This is a genomic window from Mycobacterium sp. ITM-2016-00316, from assembly GCF_002968335.2.
In the GTDB taxonomy this organism is placed as follows: Bacteria; Actinomycetota; Actinomycetes; order Mycobacteriales; family Mycobacteriaceae; genus Mycobacterium.
In genome coordinates this window covers 4203134-4218389 of sequence record NZ_CP134398.1, presented here as the reverse complement: position 1 = coordinate 4218389, position 15256 = coordinate 4203134, and the positions used below count along the sequence as shown (strand labels likewise).

Genomic DNA, 15256 nt, shown 5'->3' with positions numbered 1-15256 from the left:
CCATCGCAACTTCGTTATGTGCACGGTGGGGACATTCGGGCAGGCAGGCCGGAAAAGCGCGTCGGTTGCTGTCAGTTGCTGACAGTTAGCTGATTTGTCGCCGCTTCTGTGCCGGGGTCGAATCGGTTCGGGATAATGCGGCCCTGCCTGCGGGGTTTGCGCGCAATCGCGTTGCGCCCGGGCGGCTTCGGTTGGCGCGGGCGCGTTTTTATGTTTGCTTGCGGGATTGCTGTGTCCCTTTTACGATCCACTTCGCCGCCACTTTCGCTGGCGTCAATATTGGCTGTTCCGCCAATCTGCCGGGGAAGTGGTGTTAGTGGTGGCTTGCAACGATTCGACTGACGATGACCGTCGCGCTCATGCTGTTCGGGTGTGGTTGGGCTCTGGAGCGCTGACCCTGGGCATGGGGGCGGCGATGATCGGGGGTGCCGCCATCGCGACCGCCGACACCGACTCCGGATCGTCGGACAGTCCTTCGAGTTCGAGCAGTGCGGGGTCGGAGTCGTCGGACAAGGCGAGCCCGTCGAACAAGGCGAGCCGAACGGGCCCGATCGCGGTACGCAGCGTGCGCGCAGCCGCGACCGGAGCGGCTTTGCGCAGCAGGGCAACAGAAACCGATGAAGCCGACAACGCAGCGGACCTCGAGACCCCCCGTGGTCACGATGCGACGCCGCTTGCGGACGAGCGGGAGGCCGAGCCGGAAGCCCAAGTTGCGCCGGAGCTCTCATCGGTATCGGCACCCGTCGATGAACCGACTGGGGCAGAGACCGTCCCGACGGTCGACGTTACGGTGCAGAGCACCGCTGCGACCACGGACACCGATACCCGTAGGTCCGACGTGACCGAACCGGACGCGACCGCGCCGACACTTTCGGCGGCGTTGCCGGTAGCACCTGCCGCATTCGCCTGGGCGCCGCCTACTCCCCACCAAATCCTGCGGACGTTGCAGCAGTTCGGGCGTGACCTCTACGGCACCGTCGCGCACCAGATTCGGGGGATGCAACGCAATCTCACGGTTCTCGGTGCCGACGTGACCCGCATGCTCGGGATCAAACGGGTGGTGTTCATCGAGCCCGCCCCATACGGGAATCCGGCCGCAAATCAGCAGTACTGGGTCCAGCAGGCCTACCGTTCGCACGCCCTGGCGACCGCCGCGATGGCGTGGGCACAGCTGACCGGAACGCAGGTCGACGTCCAGGCCTTCCTCGATCTGGCGATGGACGAGGACAGCCTGTACAACGCCAACGTCAAGGTGTACGACCCGGATGCGAATCGATTCGTGTCGTGGACCGACAGCTATGAAGTACTGCAGGGCAAGGGTGTTCGCATCATGACGAGCTACTTTGCGCACGACCAGGAGTCGCATGCCTTGCACGCGCTTACCTCAGGTCTGCAGAATCCCGGCAAGGCGATGATCGTGACGATGAGCGGCGTCTCGGACGGTTTCAGCGGTCCTGTCGGGAAGTCGGTGGTCGTCCTGGGTGTGGATACCGAGGCCGGCACCGTGACCTACAACGACCCGACCAGATCCGTCGGCCAGGGCTTGACGGTGGACATCGACGACTTCCTGTCTGAGTGGAGCGCCTCGAACTACAACCTGGTCACGGCGCAGCTGGCTGCGACGGCCGGTGTCGCCCCGGTTGTTCCGTCGGCCCAGAAAACCCGGCTCGTGTGGAGCCTGCCCCGTCCCGACAAGCTCGGCCTCGTCCTGCGAAATCTGGGCAGCATGGTCGCCGAGGCCGTGGTGAACCAGATCGACGGTGTACAAGACAATATCGCCGATCTCAGCGGCGATCTGGCCCGTACCTTCGGCGTCGCGAATCTGATCGATATCGAGCCGCCGGCACTCGGCGATGTCGAGTACGGCAATTATGCGACGAACAAGCCGTACTGGATCTTCCAGGGTGACGCGTCATCCTGCGCGATCATGGCCAGTGCCGGGATCATCGGCCAGCTCACCGGTGTCATGCCGACCCAGCAGGCGATTCTGGAGCAGGCGTGGTCCACTCCCAGCGATATCTTCAACGGCCAGGCGATCTTCGAAGGCGACGGCGACGAGCCCGGCAAGCACTACGGCACGAACACGGTCGACGTTCTGAAGCTGCTCAATCTGAACGGCGTCGACGCCGATATGACCAGCTTCTTGAGGAGCCAGCGCCAGCTCGCGCTGGACACCATGACCGCATCGTTGGCAGATCGGCAGGGCGTGTTGGTCTCGCTGAAGGCCGACATCGTGTGGAAGGCCTACGAGAACACCTTCTTCCACCCTGAGCGGTACCGTCCGCCGGGCAGCACCATGAGCAGCGACCACATGGTGATCGTGCTCAGCGTCAACACGAGCAAGAACGTCGTCTACATCAACGACAGCGCGTGGGCGAACGGCCAGGGTCTGCCGGTGCCGCTCGACAAGTTCCTGGACGCCTGGCAGACCAGCAGCTACACCCTGGTCACCGCACAGCTCAAGGCGGTCTGACCGACTACCGGGGACCGTCGACTGCGAACGTGCCGTTGTCGTCCTGGAATTCGACATACACGTGGCGGACGGTCCCGTCGATCTCGACGGCGCAGGTGAAGCTGTCGCCCTTGGCCGCCGACGGGTCCCTGCCGTCATTGCACCGCAGCGCGCTGATGCTGTTGGCGCCGTACCCGTTGATCGGGTCCGACAGGATCTCGCGGACGCCCGCCTCGGCCTGCTCGACGTTGATGACGGTGGCGTCGCGGAAGAGGAACTGCCACAGGCCCACGCCGGCGACCACCAGTGCGACGGCCACCCCGGCGCCGATGAGCACGGTGCGTCTGTCGGGCCCTGACCTCTTCGAGGGTGCGCGGTGCGATGACGGCGGACCCGGCGGCAGGGTGTAGCGGTTCGGGTCGATGACGGGCGCCGGGCGCTGCTGCTGTTGCGGCGGGTATTGCGGCGGCGGGGGGACCCGCTGCGGGGGCGGAGGGTACCCCGGCGGTGGCGATTGCCGGTGCGGCGGATACTGCTGGGGGGCAGGCGGATAGGGCTGGCGGGGCGGCGGGCCCGACGGCGGCGGTGCGCCGTGCCCAGGCGCGCCGTGTCGCGGCTGCCCGTGCGGTGCGGGCGCGCCACCCGGGCGCGCCCACCACGGTTGCTGGGAAGGATCCGGTGGCCGGGTCATGCGGTTCCCTCGCAGGCTCGGGTCCCGCATGGCGTTTGTTGATTCGCTCCGCAAGCGTCGCTCATGCCGAGAACCGTTCGTAGCACTGCTCGGGATCACCGGACAGCCCGGCCCGGTAGGCCAGGATCCTGGTGAAGCCGGCCGTGGCCGTCACGCCGTTGACGTCGCTGGCCGCCAGACCATTGGTGAGCAGTCCCGAGATCGCTTCGTCGGTATCCCCGGCCGACAGCGTCAACGGACTTCCCGGCTCGGCCATCCGGCCCTGCGCCACCCCGGTGAGGCAGGCCGTGCGCAGCGCCGTCACCGGCGACTCCAGCGGGATGCCGCGTTCCTGTTGCACGGCAAGCGCATAGCGAGAAGTGATGATGGACAACGCGGTGTTGTCGCCCTGCAGCAGCACGCCCTGCTCCTCGGACTTCGGGGTGCCCAGCTCCTGCAGGGCTGGCAGGTTGACGTTGATCGTGTTGGTCGCCGGGCAGTACGCCGCGGGCGAAATGGACTCCGCGTCCGGACAACTGGCCATCTCCATGTTCAGGGCGGGCGGGTTGTCGGGCGAGTAGACGTCCGCGAGCGTGTTCATCAGACTGTTCAGCAGATCGGCGTCGATGACGCTGTTGCCGGCGCTCGGATCGCCATAGGAGTCGTAGGACAGGAACTTCGGCAGGTCGCCCTGGCGTTCGATGATCTCCTCCATGTCGATGGCCGCGCACTGATCGGCGTTCCCGCTGAACCCGATCTGGAAGGCGCTGATCCGATCCAGCGCCGATCCGTGTGCATCACCGGTGAGGATCGCCTCTTCCTGCGTCATCAACGGGTCGCGGATGTAGATCGCCCCGGCCAGAACGTGATTGAGACCGTCGCCGGTGCTCAGCGCGAAACGCGGCGATTTCCCGGCGGCGACCCAGTGCAGATAGACCCCCGCGAAGCAGTCGGCCTGCTGTTCCTTGACCAACACCGGGGTGGACTTCTCCACCAGATGTGCCTTGGCCTGCACGGCGTGACCGTATTCGTGGGCCATCACGCCGACGACACCCATCTCACCGAAGTACTGCGCCGCCCCGGGGATGAACTCGCCGCGATCCCAGGCCATCACGTCGGCGTCAAAGCAGTAGAACGCGTTGGACAGACCGTAAAGGTCGTTGCCGCAGACCTGCGGGGTGTCCGGGTCGGCGGCGTCATAGGACACCAGCCCGGCGACCGGACTGTATGTCCCGGTCAGTGCCCCGTTCCAGTTCTCCGACCAGAACTGCTCCAGATCGTCGATGGCCCGTAGGGCCAGCTGATCGACCGGGCCGCCATCGCTGTTCTCCGCGGTGCGGGTCGGAGCGGGCGCGTCGGGGCGAGGCCCGCTGGGGCCGTCACTGGCGGGCAACCCGCCGGCGCGGGACGGGTCGTAGAGCATCGACACCGCGCGGCCGTCGAGCATGGTGGTGCCGCATCCGGTGAGTGCCAGCGCCGTGATGAGCGCAACGCTGAGCCATCGAGCGAGGCGTCCGGCCCGTCGGTGCATGCCGACAGGCTAACAAGGCGCGGCGGGGGACCTCTGTCCTCGACTACTGCGGCTGCTCGTCGACCTTGATGTCGAAGGTCACCTCACCACGGTTGACGGTCGTCACCGTCACGCCGTAGGTCTTGCCGGAATCCGTGAGTTCGCAGCGCAGCGTGGCACCCGCGTCGCCGCTGAGATCGGCCGGGCAGCTCACCGACTGCGGCGCCCGGCCGATCTGTCTGCGGATCTGCTCGGTGATCTGTTCGGCGACGGTCTGTCTGCCGATCGTCTGCTCGATGAGCAGGCCGACCTGGTCGCCCTCGGCGCTGCCGACCGTCACGCGGACGTCGCGCTGTTGCCCGCCATCGGCCAGCGTGCATTCCATGGTGGCCCCGACGGATGCCTGGAGGTCGCCCGGGCAGCTGACCGAATCCGGCGCGGCACCCGACTGTTCGGTGACCTCCTCGACGATCTGGTCCTGTAGCCGCTCCCGGCTGACGCTCTTGTCGGTGGGCACCGAGCACGACACGACTGCCGCCACGGCGATCAGTGCCGGCGCGACCATCGACCCCCGAGGCATAGCAGCACGATGGCACACGTCCGACCGGCCGGCAGCGTTATCGGAAGCGCGTCGCCAGTGCGCGCCGGTGCGCGGTCGGGGACCCGAACAGTGACCGGTTCAGGGTCGCTCGCTTGAGGTAGGTGTGCACGCCGCTTTCCCAGGTGTACCCGATACCGCCGTGCAGTTGCATCGCCTTGCCCGCGACGGCCACCGCGATGTCGGATGCATACGCCTTGGCCATGGACACCGCCGTCTGGGCATCGGAACCCGCGGCCACCGCGTCGACGGCGGCCTCGACCAGGCAGCGCGTCACCCGGATCTGCACCAGCATGTCCGCGCAGGCGTGTTTGACCGCCTGGAACGAACCGATGGGTCGGCCGAACTGGTGCCGTATCCCCACATAGTCGACGGTCGCGGCCAGCATCGCCTCGGCCAGGCCGAGGCTGTCGGCGGCGACCGCGACAGTCCCACGGTCCAGCAGGTGTTGCGTGGCCGGGAACGGCCATACCTGGGTGGGTTGCACACCGTCGGCGGTGACCGTGGCGAGCCGACGGGTCTCATCGAGCGTCGGCTGCGCCGTGACCAGCAGCCCGGTGGCCGCCGGATCGATCTGCACCAGGGTGGGCGTGCCCTCGGAGTCCTGGGCGGGAATCAGCAGCCGGGTTGCCTCGGTGGCGTCCGGCACGAAATCGGCAGTGCCACTGAGCCCGCCGGCCGCCAGGGTGAAACCGATGCTGGGGCGCTCACCTGTGCTCAGCACGGCGACCGGCAATTCCGTGCCGTCGGCGGCCGCGGACAACGCCTCATCGCGGGCGGTGTCGGGGGGCAGCGCGAGCAGTGCGCCGATGCCGAGACTGACGCCGAGGTGGCTGCTGCGTGCGGCGGCCCGTCCGAGTTCCTCGGCGACGACCGCGGTTTCGGCAAAGGACACCTCGGCGCCGCCGAGTGACTCCGCGATCTCCAGGCCTGGCCAGCCGGCCTGGGTGAGCAGCGTCCAGTCCGGATGCCCGGCGGTCAGCAGGTTCCTGGCCACCGCCCGCAGTTCCGGATGCAGATCGGCGAAGTCGCGTGTCATCATGCTCCCGCCGGTTCACGGGGCAGGCCCAGTCCGCGCTCACCGATGATGGTGCGCTGGATCTCGCTGGCACCGCCCGGGATGGTCCATTCCCAGGAGCCGATGAAATCGAGTACCCACGCGCCGGATTCCCAGCCGCTCGATATGGGTTTGGCCAGCACGGTGTGCCCGGCCAGGCCGCTGATCTGGGCGCCGAAGTCGGTGAGCCGCTGCAGCAGTTCGCTGTAGAACAGCTTCACCACCGAGGCGTCGGCCTGGCCGTCACTTCGGCCTTCGACCAGACCGCGGCACAGCCCCCGCAGCCCGGTGATCTCGATCTCGAACTGCGCCAGCCGATCCGCCACCAGTGAATCGGCGAGTACACCCGCGCGCGCACATTCGGCGACCAGCCAGCGGAAGCCGGCGTTGCCGAGTCGCTCGGCGAGCTCGAGCATCGTCATTCCCCGTTCGGCGCCGAGCGTCTCCTGGGCGACCTGCCACCCCTTGTTCACCGGGCCCACCAGGTTGGCGGCGGGCACCCGGACGTCGTTGAGGAACACCTCGCAGAAGTGTGATTCACCGGTGGCCTGCTTGATCGGCCTGACCTCGATGCCAGGGGATTTCATGTCCATCAGGAAGTACGAGATGCCGTGCCGTTTCTTGGCGTCCGGATCGGTGCGGGCCAGCAGCAGACACCAGTCGGCGTGCAGACCGCCACTGGCCCAGACCTTTTGACCGTTGACGACGAAGTCGGCACCGTCGCTGCGCGCCGTGGTGCGCAGGGCGGCGAGATCGGATCCGGCCTCGGGCTCGGAGAACCCCTGCACCCAGATCTCTCCGTCGAGGATCGCCGGGAGGTGGCGGCGGCGCTGTTCCTCGGTGCCCGCGGCCAGCAGCGTGGAGGCGGCGTGGTGGATCCCGACGAAGGCCAGCACCAGCCGGGGTGCGTCATGGGCGGCGAGTTCGGAGTACAGCACAATCTGTTCGGCCACCGACATGCCGCCGCCCCACTCGGCAGGCCAGTGCGGCACCGCGAAACCCGCGGTGTGCAACTCGGCGAACCAGGACTTTTGGAAGCGCACGTACTCGTCGTCGCTCACCCCGGTCTGGGCGGCGCGCCAATCGGTGGGCACGTGTTCGTCGCACCACTGCCGGACGCGGTCGCGAAACTGCTCGATGTCCTGAGTCATGTTGCGTCGCTGTACAGTCCGGTCAGGCCGCGGGTACCCAACAGTGCGGTCAGTTGCGCGCGGGTCGCCGACAGCCCCAGCGGCAGCCGCCGCAGCGGCTGGCTGTAGCGCGAGAGCCAGGACAGCACGGTCTCATCGCAGAAGCCGACGGCGCCGTGCAGTTGGTGGGTCACCTTGAACACCACCTCGGCGGCCTCCAGCGCGGCCAGTCGCAGGGCCAGCGCGTCGGCGAGCGCGTCGGGTCCGGTGACAGTGGACAGCGCATAGCGGGCCAGCATCTCCAGGCCGCTGCGCTCCACCTCGGCGTCGGTGAGCTGGAACTGCACGCTCTGGAATCCCGACAGCGGCTGACCGAACTGCTGTCGCAGCTTCACATGGGCGATGGTGAGCGCCATGGCGCGGTCCAGCATCCCGAGCAGCGTCCAGCACGGCAGCACAAGGGCCAACGCGACATCCGCGGCACCGGCGTCGTCGAGGTCGGTGAGTTGCAGCGAGGTGACGAAGGCCGTCCGGGCGTCGGCGGTGCCCGTCACCCGCGCCCGGCGACCGTCCACAGTGACTGTCGCCCAGCTGCCCTCGACACCGGCGATGGTGGCGGCCGGGGCGGGACCGGCGACCACGATCAGCCCGTCGGCGTCGATATCGGCGGGCCGGGACAGCCGCTCGGCCAACGGGTAGGGCAGACCCCAGTACCCGGCGCTGCGGCACAACGCGGCCGCGGCTTCGGCGGAGTCGGTGTCGCTGCGCGGCTCCAGATCCCAGGCGCCCAGACTTTTCAGCACCGCCCCGACGAGCGATTCCCGTTGGGAGGGATCGGCTTCGGCGCGTTGCAGCAGCGCATCGCCGCCCGCGGACTCGAAAGCCCGCAGGGCCTGCTCACCGTACTCGCGGGCTTCCGGACTCAAATCGATGTTCACGATGCCGCCAACAGGGTGCGGGCCAGCAGGATGCGTTGCATCTCGATGCTGCCGGAGGACACCGTCGAGGGCTGCGAGTACCGCCAGTGGTCCTCCACCTCGGCGGTGAAGATGCGCGAAACCCCGTCGGGTAGTGCGGCAATGATCTCCATCAGTACCTCGGCGCTGTCCTGGTCGAGCTTGGTGACCGCAATGCGGTACGCCGCCGAATCGGTGGGGCGCACCTGACCCTCGGCCTGCAGTGCCACCAGCCGGTAGGCCATCAATCGCGCCCGTCGGCAGTGCGTGAGCATCCGCGCCCAGCGGCCGCGCAGCTCCTCGGGCAGCTCGGCCCAGTGCTCGCCGAGGGCTTTCGGGGCCAGCTGCAGCAGACGTTCGCAGCGGGCATAGCGGGCGATGCCGACGCGCTCGAAGGCCAGCACGCTCTGCACCACCGTCCAGCCATCGTCCACCGTGCCGAGCACATCGGCATCGGTCACCCGCAGGTCATCGAAGAACACCTCGTTGAGGTGATGCGGGCCCATCATCGTCTGGATGGGGCGCACGGTGATCGCCGGATCCGACATGGGCACCAGGAAGATCGTCAGGCCGTGTTGTTTTTTTCGAGCCGGTTCTTTTCCTATCTTGGACGTTCGCACCAGCAGAAAACACCACTGCGCCATCGTCGCGTAGGAGGTCCAGATCTTCTGGCCGTTGATCACCCAGCCGTCGCCGTCGCGCACCGCCGAGGTCCGCAGCGACGCCAGATCCGAGCCGGCCTCCGGCTCGGAAAACCCTTGGCACCAGATCACGTCACCGGCCGCGATCGGCGGCAGGTGTCTGGCCTGCTGCTCCGGGGTGCCGTGGCGCATGATGATCGGCCCCACCCAGTTGACGCCCATGTACTGCGCGCCGCGCGGTTCGTGGTGCGCCCACATCTCCTCGCGCACCACGGTCTGCTCCCAGGGTGAGGAAGCCCGACCGCCGAACTCGGTCGGCCAGGACATGCACAGCAGCCCGCGCTCGGCGAGCAGTCGGCAGAAGGCCTGCGCCACCGCCAGGTCGTCGGGGTCATGGGTGAAGGCGCCCAGATAGTCCTCGGCGATATGCGCTTTCACCAGATCGCGCAGCTCGCCGCGCAGCGCGGCGGCGTCCGGCCCCATATCGAAGTCCACGTCCGCGATCGTAGGGCAATCCTTATAAGGATTGCTAGTATTTGTTCCATGCGCACCCCGCAACACCGCATCGCCGAGACCGTCGCGGGCGAGCTGCGGGACCGGATCCTGGCCGGTGCCGACCGGTTGCCCACCCAGGACCAGCTGGTCACCGAGTTCGGCGTCAGCTATCCGTCGGTCCGTGAGGCGCTGCGCATCCTGGAGACCGAGGGGTTGGTGACGGTGCGCCGCGGCAGTGTCGGCGGCGCCGAAGTGCACCGGCCCAGCGAGTCGTCGGCGGCGTACCACTTGGGTCTGGCGCTGCAGGGATCCGCCGTGTCACTCGGCGATCTGGCGGCCGGCCTGCAGTTGCTGGAGCCGTTGTGTGTGGCCGAGGTGGCGCGCCGCACGGATCGGCTCAAGACGGTGGTGCCGGCTCTGACCCGCAACGTCGACGCCTGCGCAGAAGCGGTTGGCGACGGCGCCGCGTTCACCCGCATCGCGCGTGAATTCCATGATCTGGTGGTCGAATACACCCCGAATGCCACCGTGCGTCACGTAGTGGGAAGTCTGGTCGCGCTGTGGTCGGCGCAGGAGGAGAAGTGGGCCGACTACGTCGTCAAGCGCGGCGAGTATCCGTCACCTGCCGAGGCTCGTGGCGCGGTACGTACCCACCGCAGGCTCGTCGACGAGATCGCCGCGGGTAACGCGGCCGAAGCCGAACGCATCGCGCGCAAGCACCTCGCCGCCACCCAGGCCGTGCTGCTGGAACGCTTCACCGATGACGTGGTCCGGGCGGCACGTGGCGCAAAGCCGCACGAACGGCGCACTTGCTGACCTAGGTTCTGCCCATGGCAGCAGTGGTGGTCACCGGGGCGGCGTCGGGTATCGGGCGGGCGAGCGCGCAGGCGCTGGTGGCCGATGGGCGGCAGGTGGTGTTGTGGGATCTCGCCCCCGAGGTCACCGAGGTGGCCGCCGAACTCGGGATGCCCGCTGACGTCGTCGACGTCACCGACAGCGCGGCGACGGAGGCCGCGATCCAGGCGATCGACGGGGTCGACGGTCTGGTGCATGCCGCGGGTCGGGTGATCCCAGAGCCGGTGGGCGCCTACACCGAGGAATCGTGGGACGCGGTGCTCGATGTGAACCTGCGCGCGCAGGCGATGCTGGTGCAACAACTGCTGCCCCAGCTGGAGGCCAGTGCCCGCTCCGGCGGTGGGCCCGCGGTCGTCGGTATCTCAGTATCGAAGGGCTGACGGCCAATCCGTTCATCCCGGCCTACTGCGCGTCCAAGGCCGGGCTGCTCGGGCTGACCCGGTCGATGGCCGCCCAGCTCGGCCCGTCCGGTATCCGGATCAACGCCGTGTGCCCGGGCTTCATCCGCACCCCGATGCTGCAGATCGCGCTGGATGTCGACGAGGTGCGCGAGAGTTTCGTGCAGGCCGCGCCGCTGGGGCGCATCGGTGATCCCGAAGAGGTGGCCGCGGCGGTGGCGTTCCTGATGTCACCGAAGGCGTCGTTCATCACCGGTACCTACCTGGTGGTCGACGGGGGAGTGACGAGCCGTCACGCCTGAGGCAGGTCCAGGATGCGCCGGGTGACCTTGAGGATCTGGGCCCGCAGGGTGTCGTCGTCGACGTCGGTGACCAGCGGGTGCATCACCGCCGCGCTGAGCGCCCCGGACATGACCGCGGCGTTGACCCGGGCTTCGACACCGCCGCCGCCGCCGAGCAGGACCTGATACAGCCGCTCGATGAACTGCGCGAAGGGTCGGTGCTCGGCCAGCAGTCGGACCACCACCGGGTCGAACTGCAGCACACCGGTGAGTTGGCGGCGGGTGACGGCCATATCGACCACCCGGGTGAGCAGCACTTCGCGGGCGGCCACCTGGTCGGCCTCTGCTTCCGCGGCGTCCAGGGCGTCCTGTAGCGCCGCCAGCTCGGTTTCGGCGACCGCGATGACGACGTCATCCTTGCTCTTGAACTGGTGGTAGACAGCGGCTTTCGTGACACCGATGGCATCGGCGATCATCTGCAGCGAGGTGCCGCTGACACCGTGTGCGCCGAACAGGTCCAGGGCGGCGGTGATGACACGGGTCTGCGCAGCGCTGTAGGTGGTCGGCGCCAGCCTGCCCTCGGTGCTCACGCGGCCAGCGTAGCCGGTCGGCTATTCGGGCAGGCTGCGGTGGGCTGGTCGGGTGCGCGGCGGCCACGGCACGAACCGTGAGACGCGGTCCACCACGTCCTGATAGGCGGGACGGCGTGCCAGGCTGCGTTCCTCCATCATCGGGATGCTCGCCCCGAGGAACATCGCCAGGATGGCGAGCGCACCGAGGATCAGCCACCACCAGTCCGCCGGCGCCGCCGCGACACCGAAGAGCGCCAGCGCCGCCCAGAAGCTGAACTCCCCGAAGTAGTTCGGATGCCGCGACCAACCCCACAGACCACGGTCCATCGCTTCGCCGGTACGGCGCTCCGCGACGAAGCGGTGCATCTGCACATCGGCGACGAGTTCCAGCGTCACCGCGGCCAGCCCCACCACGAACGCGATCCAGGCCAGCCACACCAGTCCGGGTCCGGGCCGGGTCACCGCGACGTACACCGGCACCATGGCCAGGAAGACCTGCAGTGTCGGGATCAGATGGATCGCGACCAGGTCGGCGAGGATCTCGAAGCGGCCGGCGCGCTGCTTGAACATCGGGTAGCGCCAGTCCTCGTGGTGCAGCCCCGGGAACGCATACACCCAGTTCGCGGTCAGCCGGATGGCCCACAGCATCACCACGATGGTGATGAGCCAGACGCGCAGCTGGTCCACCTCGCTGCTGCGATACCACCAGTAGAACAACAGCAGCGGCGGGATGACGCTCCAATAGGCGTCGTAGAAGCTGGAGTTCCGGTACACCCGGCTGAAGCCGAAGATCGCCACTGTTGCCAGCAGATCGGCGATCAGGGTGTCCAGCCACAGTCGATCTGTGCTGGGGCCCAGCCACAGCCACGCCGCCGCCACCGCGATGGCGACGACGTAGGCCACGGTCACCACGCCCAGCGAGCGCGCCTTGCTGATGGTCGTCATGGACTGAGCCTAAAGGGGTGCCAGATCCAGGCTCTCGACTCAGTCGCTGGCAGGCAGCGGCTTTGCTTCTTTGATCGCCAGGGGCGTGGTCCCGATGCTGAGCGTGCCCGCGCCGGCCTTGGTCACCAGGATCTCCGCGCCGCTGTCGTCGACGTAGCGCTTTCCCATCAGATTGCCTTCGGACAGTGCGGGATCCAGCGACAGACCCTCGGCGGCAGTCTCACCGACGGGGATCAGCGGTGCGCCACCGGCGCGCAGGTTGTCCAGACCCTCGGAGGCGCGCACCACGATGACCTGGGTGTCGCACACCTGACTCTGCAGGCGGGTGCCGTTCTTGATCATGCGGGCTCCTTTGCGTTCAATTCGCTGACGAGTTCGCGGCGCAGCACCTTGCCGGTCGCGTTGGTGGGCAACTCGTCGCGGAAGACGACCCGGTCCGGGGTGCGGGATCCGCGCAGCTGCGCGCGGACGAATTCCCGGAGCTCCTCGGGTTGCGGCTCGGTACCGGCCGCGGGGACCACGACCGCGACGATGATCTGGCCCCATTCGGGATCCTCGGGACCCACCACCGCGCACTCGCGCACCTGTGGGTGCTCGACGAGCACGTCCTCGATCTCGGCGGGTGCGATGTTCTCGCCACCGCGGATGATGGTGTCATCGGAGCGTCCCCCGATGTAGAGGTAACCGTCCTCGTCGAGGGTGGCCACGTCCTTGGTGGGGAACCAGCCCTGTTCGTCGAGCACCGAACCGATACCGGTGTAGCGCCCGGACACCTGTTCGCCGCGCACGTACAGTTCCCCGGTTTCGCCTGCGCCCAGGACGGTTCCGTCCTCGGCGCGGATCTGCACCTCGATGCTGGGCACCGGTTGGCCGACCGAGCCGAGTCGCCTGGCCACCGCGGCGTCATCGGAGCCCAGCGCGACCCGGTGATCGTCGGGGGTCAGTACGGCGATCGTCGAACTGGTCTCGGTGAGGCCATAGGCGTTGACGAAGCCGACCGCGGGTAGCAGTTCAAGAGCCTTGCGCACCAGGGGAAGTGCGACCTTGGACCCGCCGTAGGCCAGCGTACGCAGGGTGGGCAGGGCGGTGTTCTGGGATTCCAGCACGGTGACGATGCGGTCCAGCATGGTCGGCACCACCGTGGCCGAGGTGACACCCTCGGACTCGACGAGGCCCACCCACTTCCGGGCGTCGAACTGGGTCAGGTACACCATCTTGCGGCCGGCGTACAGGTTCGACAGTGCCGCCGAGACGCCGGCGATGTGATACGGCGGAACGCAGATCAGCGCGGCGTCGCCGGGCTCGGCCGAGGCGAACTCGACCGTGCCGGTGATATAGCTGGTGAGGTTGTTGTGGGTGAGCTCAACGGCTTTCGGTGCCGAGGTGGTGCCCGAGGTGAACAGCACGACGCCCACCGAGTCCGGATCGGGGAATTGGGCAGCGGGTTCGGCGGTGCGGGCCGCCGCCAGGAACTCCGCGGACCCCATCACCCGGAACTCGTCGCCGACGGCGTCGCGGTACTCGTCATCGACCACGACCAGCGGATCCGGCAGCCGGGCGATCAAGGCCCGCAGGCCGTCGGCGCTCAACCGGTAGTTCAGCGGTGTCACGGGCACCCCGGCGCGGGCCGAGGCGAACAGCAGCAACGGCAGCAAGGCGCCGCCGGCGCCGACATAGGCGACATGCTGGGCGCCGGAGGCAGCCACCACACCGGCACCGCCGTCGGCAAGCTCGCTCAGTTCGCCGGCGCTCAGTCGCAGATCGCCCGACACGACCGCCGTGCGGTCCGGATCGGTCGAGGATGCCATCTCCAGCAGCAGCGAGATACTCATGACTTGTCCACGAAGATATCCCAGATGGGATCGTCGCCACCGCCATAACGGGACAGGTCGGTGGTTCCGGCCCCGGCCAGCACGTCGGCGTCGATGAAGGTCTGGCCGTTGGCGTCCTTGGCCGGTCCGGTGAGGATCTGAACCGCGGCGTCGGCCATGATCTCCGGGCTGCGCGACGAAGAAGCCAGGCTGTCGCCGTCGGCCAGGTTCGTCACCGCCGATGTCGCGATATAGGTCTGTGGCCACAGGCAGCAGAACCCGATCCCGGACTCTTGGTACTCCTGCGCCCAGCCCAGCGACAGCAGCGTCATCCCGTACTTGGACACCGTGTAGACGGGGTGCGCGCCCAGCCAGTACGGATTCAGGTTGAGCGGCGGCGCCAGGGTGATGACATGGGCTTCTGCGGACTGCCGCAGGTGCGGCAGCGCGGCCTTGGTGAGCAGGAACGTGCCGCGCACGTTGATGTCCATCATCAGATCGAACTTCTTGGCCGCCAGCGCCTCGGTGGGCTCGGTGGCGATCGCGCTGGCGTTGTTGATGACGATGTCGACGCCGCCGAAGGTCTGTACCGCCGTGTCGATGGCGCGCTGGACGTCTTCTTCCTTGCGGACATCGCCGACCACGGCCACCGCCCTGGCGCCGACGGCCTCGACGTCGGCGACCGCGGTGTGCACGGTGCCCGGCAGCTTCGGGTGAGGTTCGGCGGTCTTGGCCAACAGCACCACGTTGGCGCCTCGCTTGGCGGCGCCTAGGGCGATGGCCAGCCCGATACCGCGGCTGCCGCCGGACACCACCAGGGTGCGATCGGCAAGCGGACGTTGCTCGCTGGACATACTGACTCCTCGGACGGAAGGGGTCTTGCTT

17 protein-coding genes are annotated in these 15256 nt (G+C 68.0%); 4 read left to right on the top strand and 13 right to left on the bottom strand.

Features of this window, described 5'->3' with window-relative positions; translation table 11 throughout:
• Positions 1-357: 357 nt before the first annotated feature.
• Positions 358-630, bottom strand: coding sequence for a hypothetical protein (locus tag C6A86_RS20260; protein ID WP_105363148.1), 273 nt, complete (start codon positions 628-630; stop codon positions 358-360).
• A 208-nt stretch (positions 631-838) separates the two neighbouring features.
• Here C6A86_RS20260 and C6A86_RS20255 point away from each other — a divergent pair, with 208 nt between their 5' ends.
• Entirely contained in the window at positions 839-2473 is a 1635-nt protein-coding gene (locus C6A86_RS20255) for a hypothetical protein (protein WP_142406970.1), read from the top strand.
• A gap of 4 nt (positions 2474-2477) precedes the next feature.
• Here C6A86_RS20255 and C6A86_RS20250 read toward each other — a convergent pair whose 3' ends face one another.
• From C6A86_RS20250 to C6A86_RS20220, 7 genes are all read right to left on the bottom strand, one after another.
• A complete protein-coding gene (locus C6A86_RS20250) occupies positions 2478-3143 on the bottom strand; it encodes a DUF4333 domain-containing protein (RefSeq protein WP_311100839.1) in 666 nt (221 codons plus the stop codon).
• A 61-nt stretch (positions 3144-3204) separates the two neighbouring features.
• Positions 3205-4653, bottom strand: a complete 1449-nt coding sequence (locus C6A86_RS20245; protein WP_105366381.1) for a neutral zinc metallopeptidase — start codon at positions 4651-4653, stop codon at positions 3205-3207.
• Positions 4654-4696: 43 nt separating this feature from the next.
• Positions 4697-5212 carry a DUF4333 domain-containing protein gene (locus C6A86_RS20240; RefSeq protein ID WP_105366382.1) on the bottom strand — a complete coding sequence of 172 codons (516 nt, stop codon included), beginning with the start codon at positions 5210-5212 and terminating at the stop codon, positions 4697-4699.
• Between the two features lie 37 nt (positions 5213-5249).
• On the bottom strand, positions 5250-6269 hold the full coding sequence (locus C6A86_RS20235) for an acyl-CoA dehydrogenase family protein (RefSeq protein WP_199196452.1): 1020 nt from the start codon (positions 6267-6269) through the stop codon (positions 5250-5252).
• On the bottom strand, positions 6269-7438 hold the full coding sequence (locus tag C6A86_RS20230; RefSeq protein WP_105366384.1) for an acyl-CoA dehydrogenase family protein: 1170 nt from the start codon (positions 7436-7438) through the stop codon (positions 6269-6271). The genes C6A86_RS20235 and C6A86_RS20230 overlap by 1 nt, the downstream gene beginning before the upstream one ends.
• Positions 7435-8355, bottom strand: a complete 921-nt coding sequence (locus C6A86_RS20225; protein ID WP_105366385.1) for an acyl-CoA dehydrogenase family protein — start codon at positions 8353-8355, stop codon at positions 7435-7437. The genes C6A86_RS20230 and C6A86_RS20225 overlap by 4 nt, the downstream gene beginning before the upstream one ends.
• Positions 8352-9509, bottom strand: a complete 1158-nt coding sequence (locus C6A86_RS20220; protein WP_105366386.1) for an acyl-CoA dehydrogenase family protein — start codon at positions 9507-9509, stop codon at positions 8352-8354. Before C6A86_RS20220 ends, C6A86_RS20225 begins: the two co-directional genes overlap by 4 nt.
• Before the next feature lie 48 nt (positions 9510-9557).
• Between C6A86_RS20220 and C6A86_RS20215 the strand changes: the two genes are divergently transcribed.
• The 3 genes from C6A86_RS20215 to C6A86_RS20205 are packed head-to-tail and all read left to right on the top strand — an operon-like array spanning position 9558 to position 11064.
• The gene (locus tag C6A86_RS20215; RefSeq protein WP_105366387.1) at positions 9558-10325 is read left to right on the top strand and encodes a FadR/GntR family transcriptional regulator; all 768 of its coding nucleotides are present in this window, start codon (positions 9558-9560) and stop codon (positions 10323-10325) included.
• Positions 10326-10339: 14 nt separating this feature from the next.
• Entirely contained in the window at positions 10340-10744 is a 405-nt protein-coding gene (locus C6A86_RS20210) for an SDR family NAD(P)-dependent oxidoreductase (RefSeq protein ID WP_311100838.1), read from the top strand.
• Positions 10732-11064, top strand: coding sequence for an SDR family oxidoreductase (locus C6A86_RS20205; RefSeq protein WP_311101237.1), 333 nt, complete (start codon positions 10732-10734; stop codon positions 11062-11064). The genes C6A86_RS20210 and C6A86_RS20205 overlap by 13 nt, the downstream gene beginning before the upstream one ends.
• Here C6A86_RS20205 and C6A86_RS20200 read toward each other — a convergent pair.
• The 5 genes from C6A86_RS20200 to C6A86_RS20180 are packed head-to-tail and all read right to left on the bottom strand — an operon-like array spanning position 11055 to position 15225.
• Positions 11055-11633, bottom strand: coding sequence for a TetR/AcrR family transcriptional regulator (locus C6A86_RS20200; RefSeq protein WP_105366389.1), 579 nt, complete (start codon positions 11631-11633; stop codon positions 11055-11057). The genes C6A86_RS20205 and C6A86_RS20200 overlap by 10 nt on opposite strands.
• Positions 11634-11654: 21 nt before the next feature.
• Positions 11655-12560 (bottom strand): DUF1295 domain-containing protein, encoded by a 906-nt coding sequence (locus tag C6A86_RS20195; protein WP_199196447.1) that lies wholly within the window; start codon positions 12558-12560, stop codon positions 11655-11657.
• A 39-nt stretch (positions 12561-12599) separates the two neighbouring features.
• Complete coding sequence (locus C6A86_RS20190) at positions 12600-12902, bottom strand: hypothetical protein (RefSeq protein WP_105366390.1); 303 nt, start codon at positions 12900-12902, stop codon at positions 12600-12602.
• Positions 12899-14392 carry a class I adenylate-forming enzyme family protein gene (locus C6A86_RS20185; protein ID WP_105366391.1) on the bottom strand — a complete coding sequence of 498 codons (1494 nt, stop codon included), beginning with the start codon at positions 14390-14392 and terminating at the stop codon, positions 12899-12901. The genes C6A86_RS20190 and C6A86_RS20185 overlap by 4 nt, the downstream gene beginning before the upstream one ends.
• Positions 14389-15225, bottom strand: coding sequence for an NAD(P)-dependent oxidoreductase (locus tag C6A86_RS20180; RefSeq protein WP_105366392.1), 837 nt, complete (start codon positions 15223-15225; stop codon positions 14389-14391). Before C6A86_RS20180 ends, C6A86_RS20185 begins: the two co-directional genes overlap by 4 nt.
• Positions 15226-15256 lie beyond the last annotated feature (31 nt).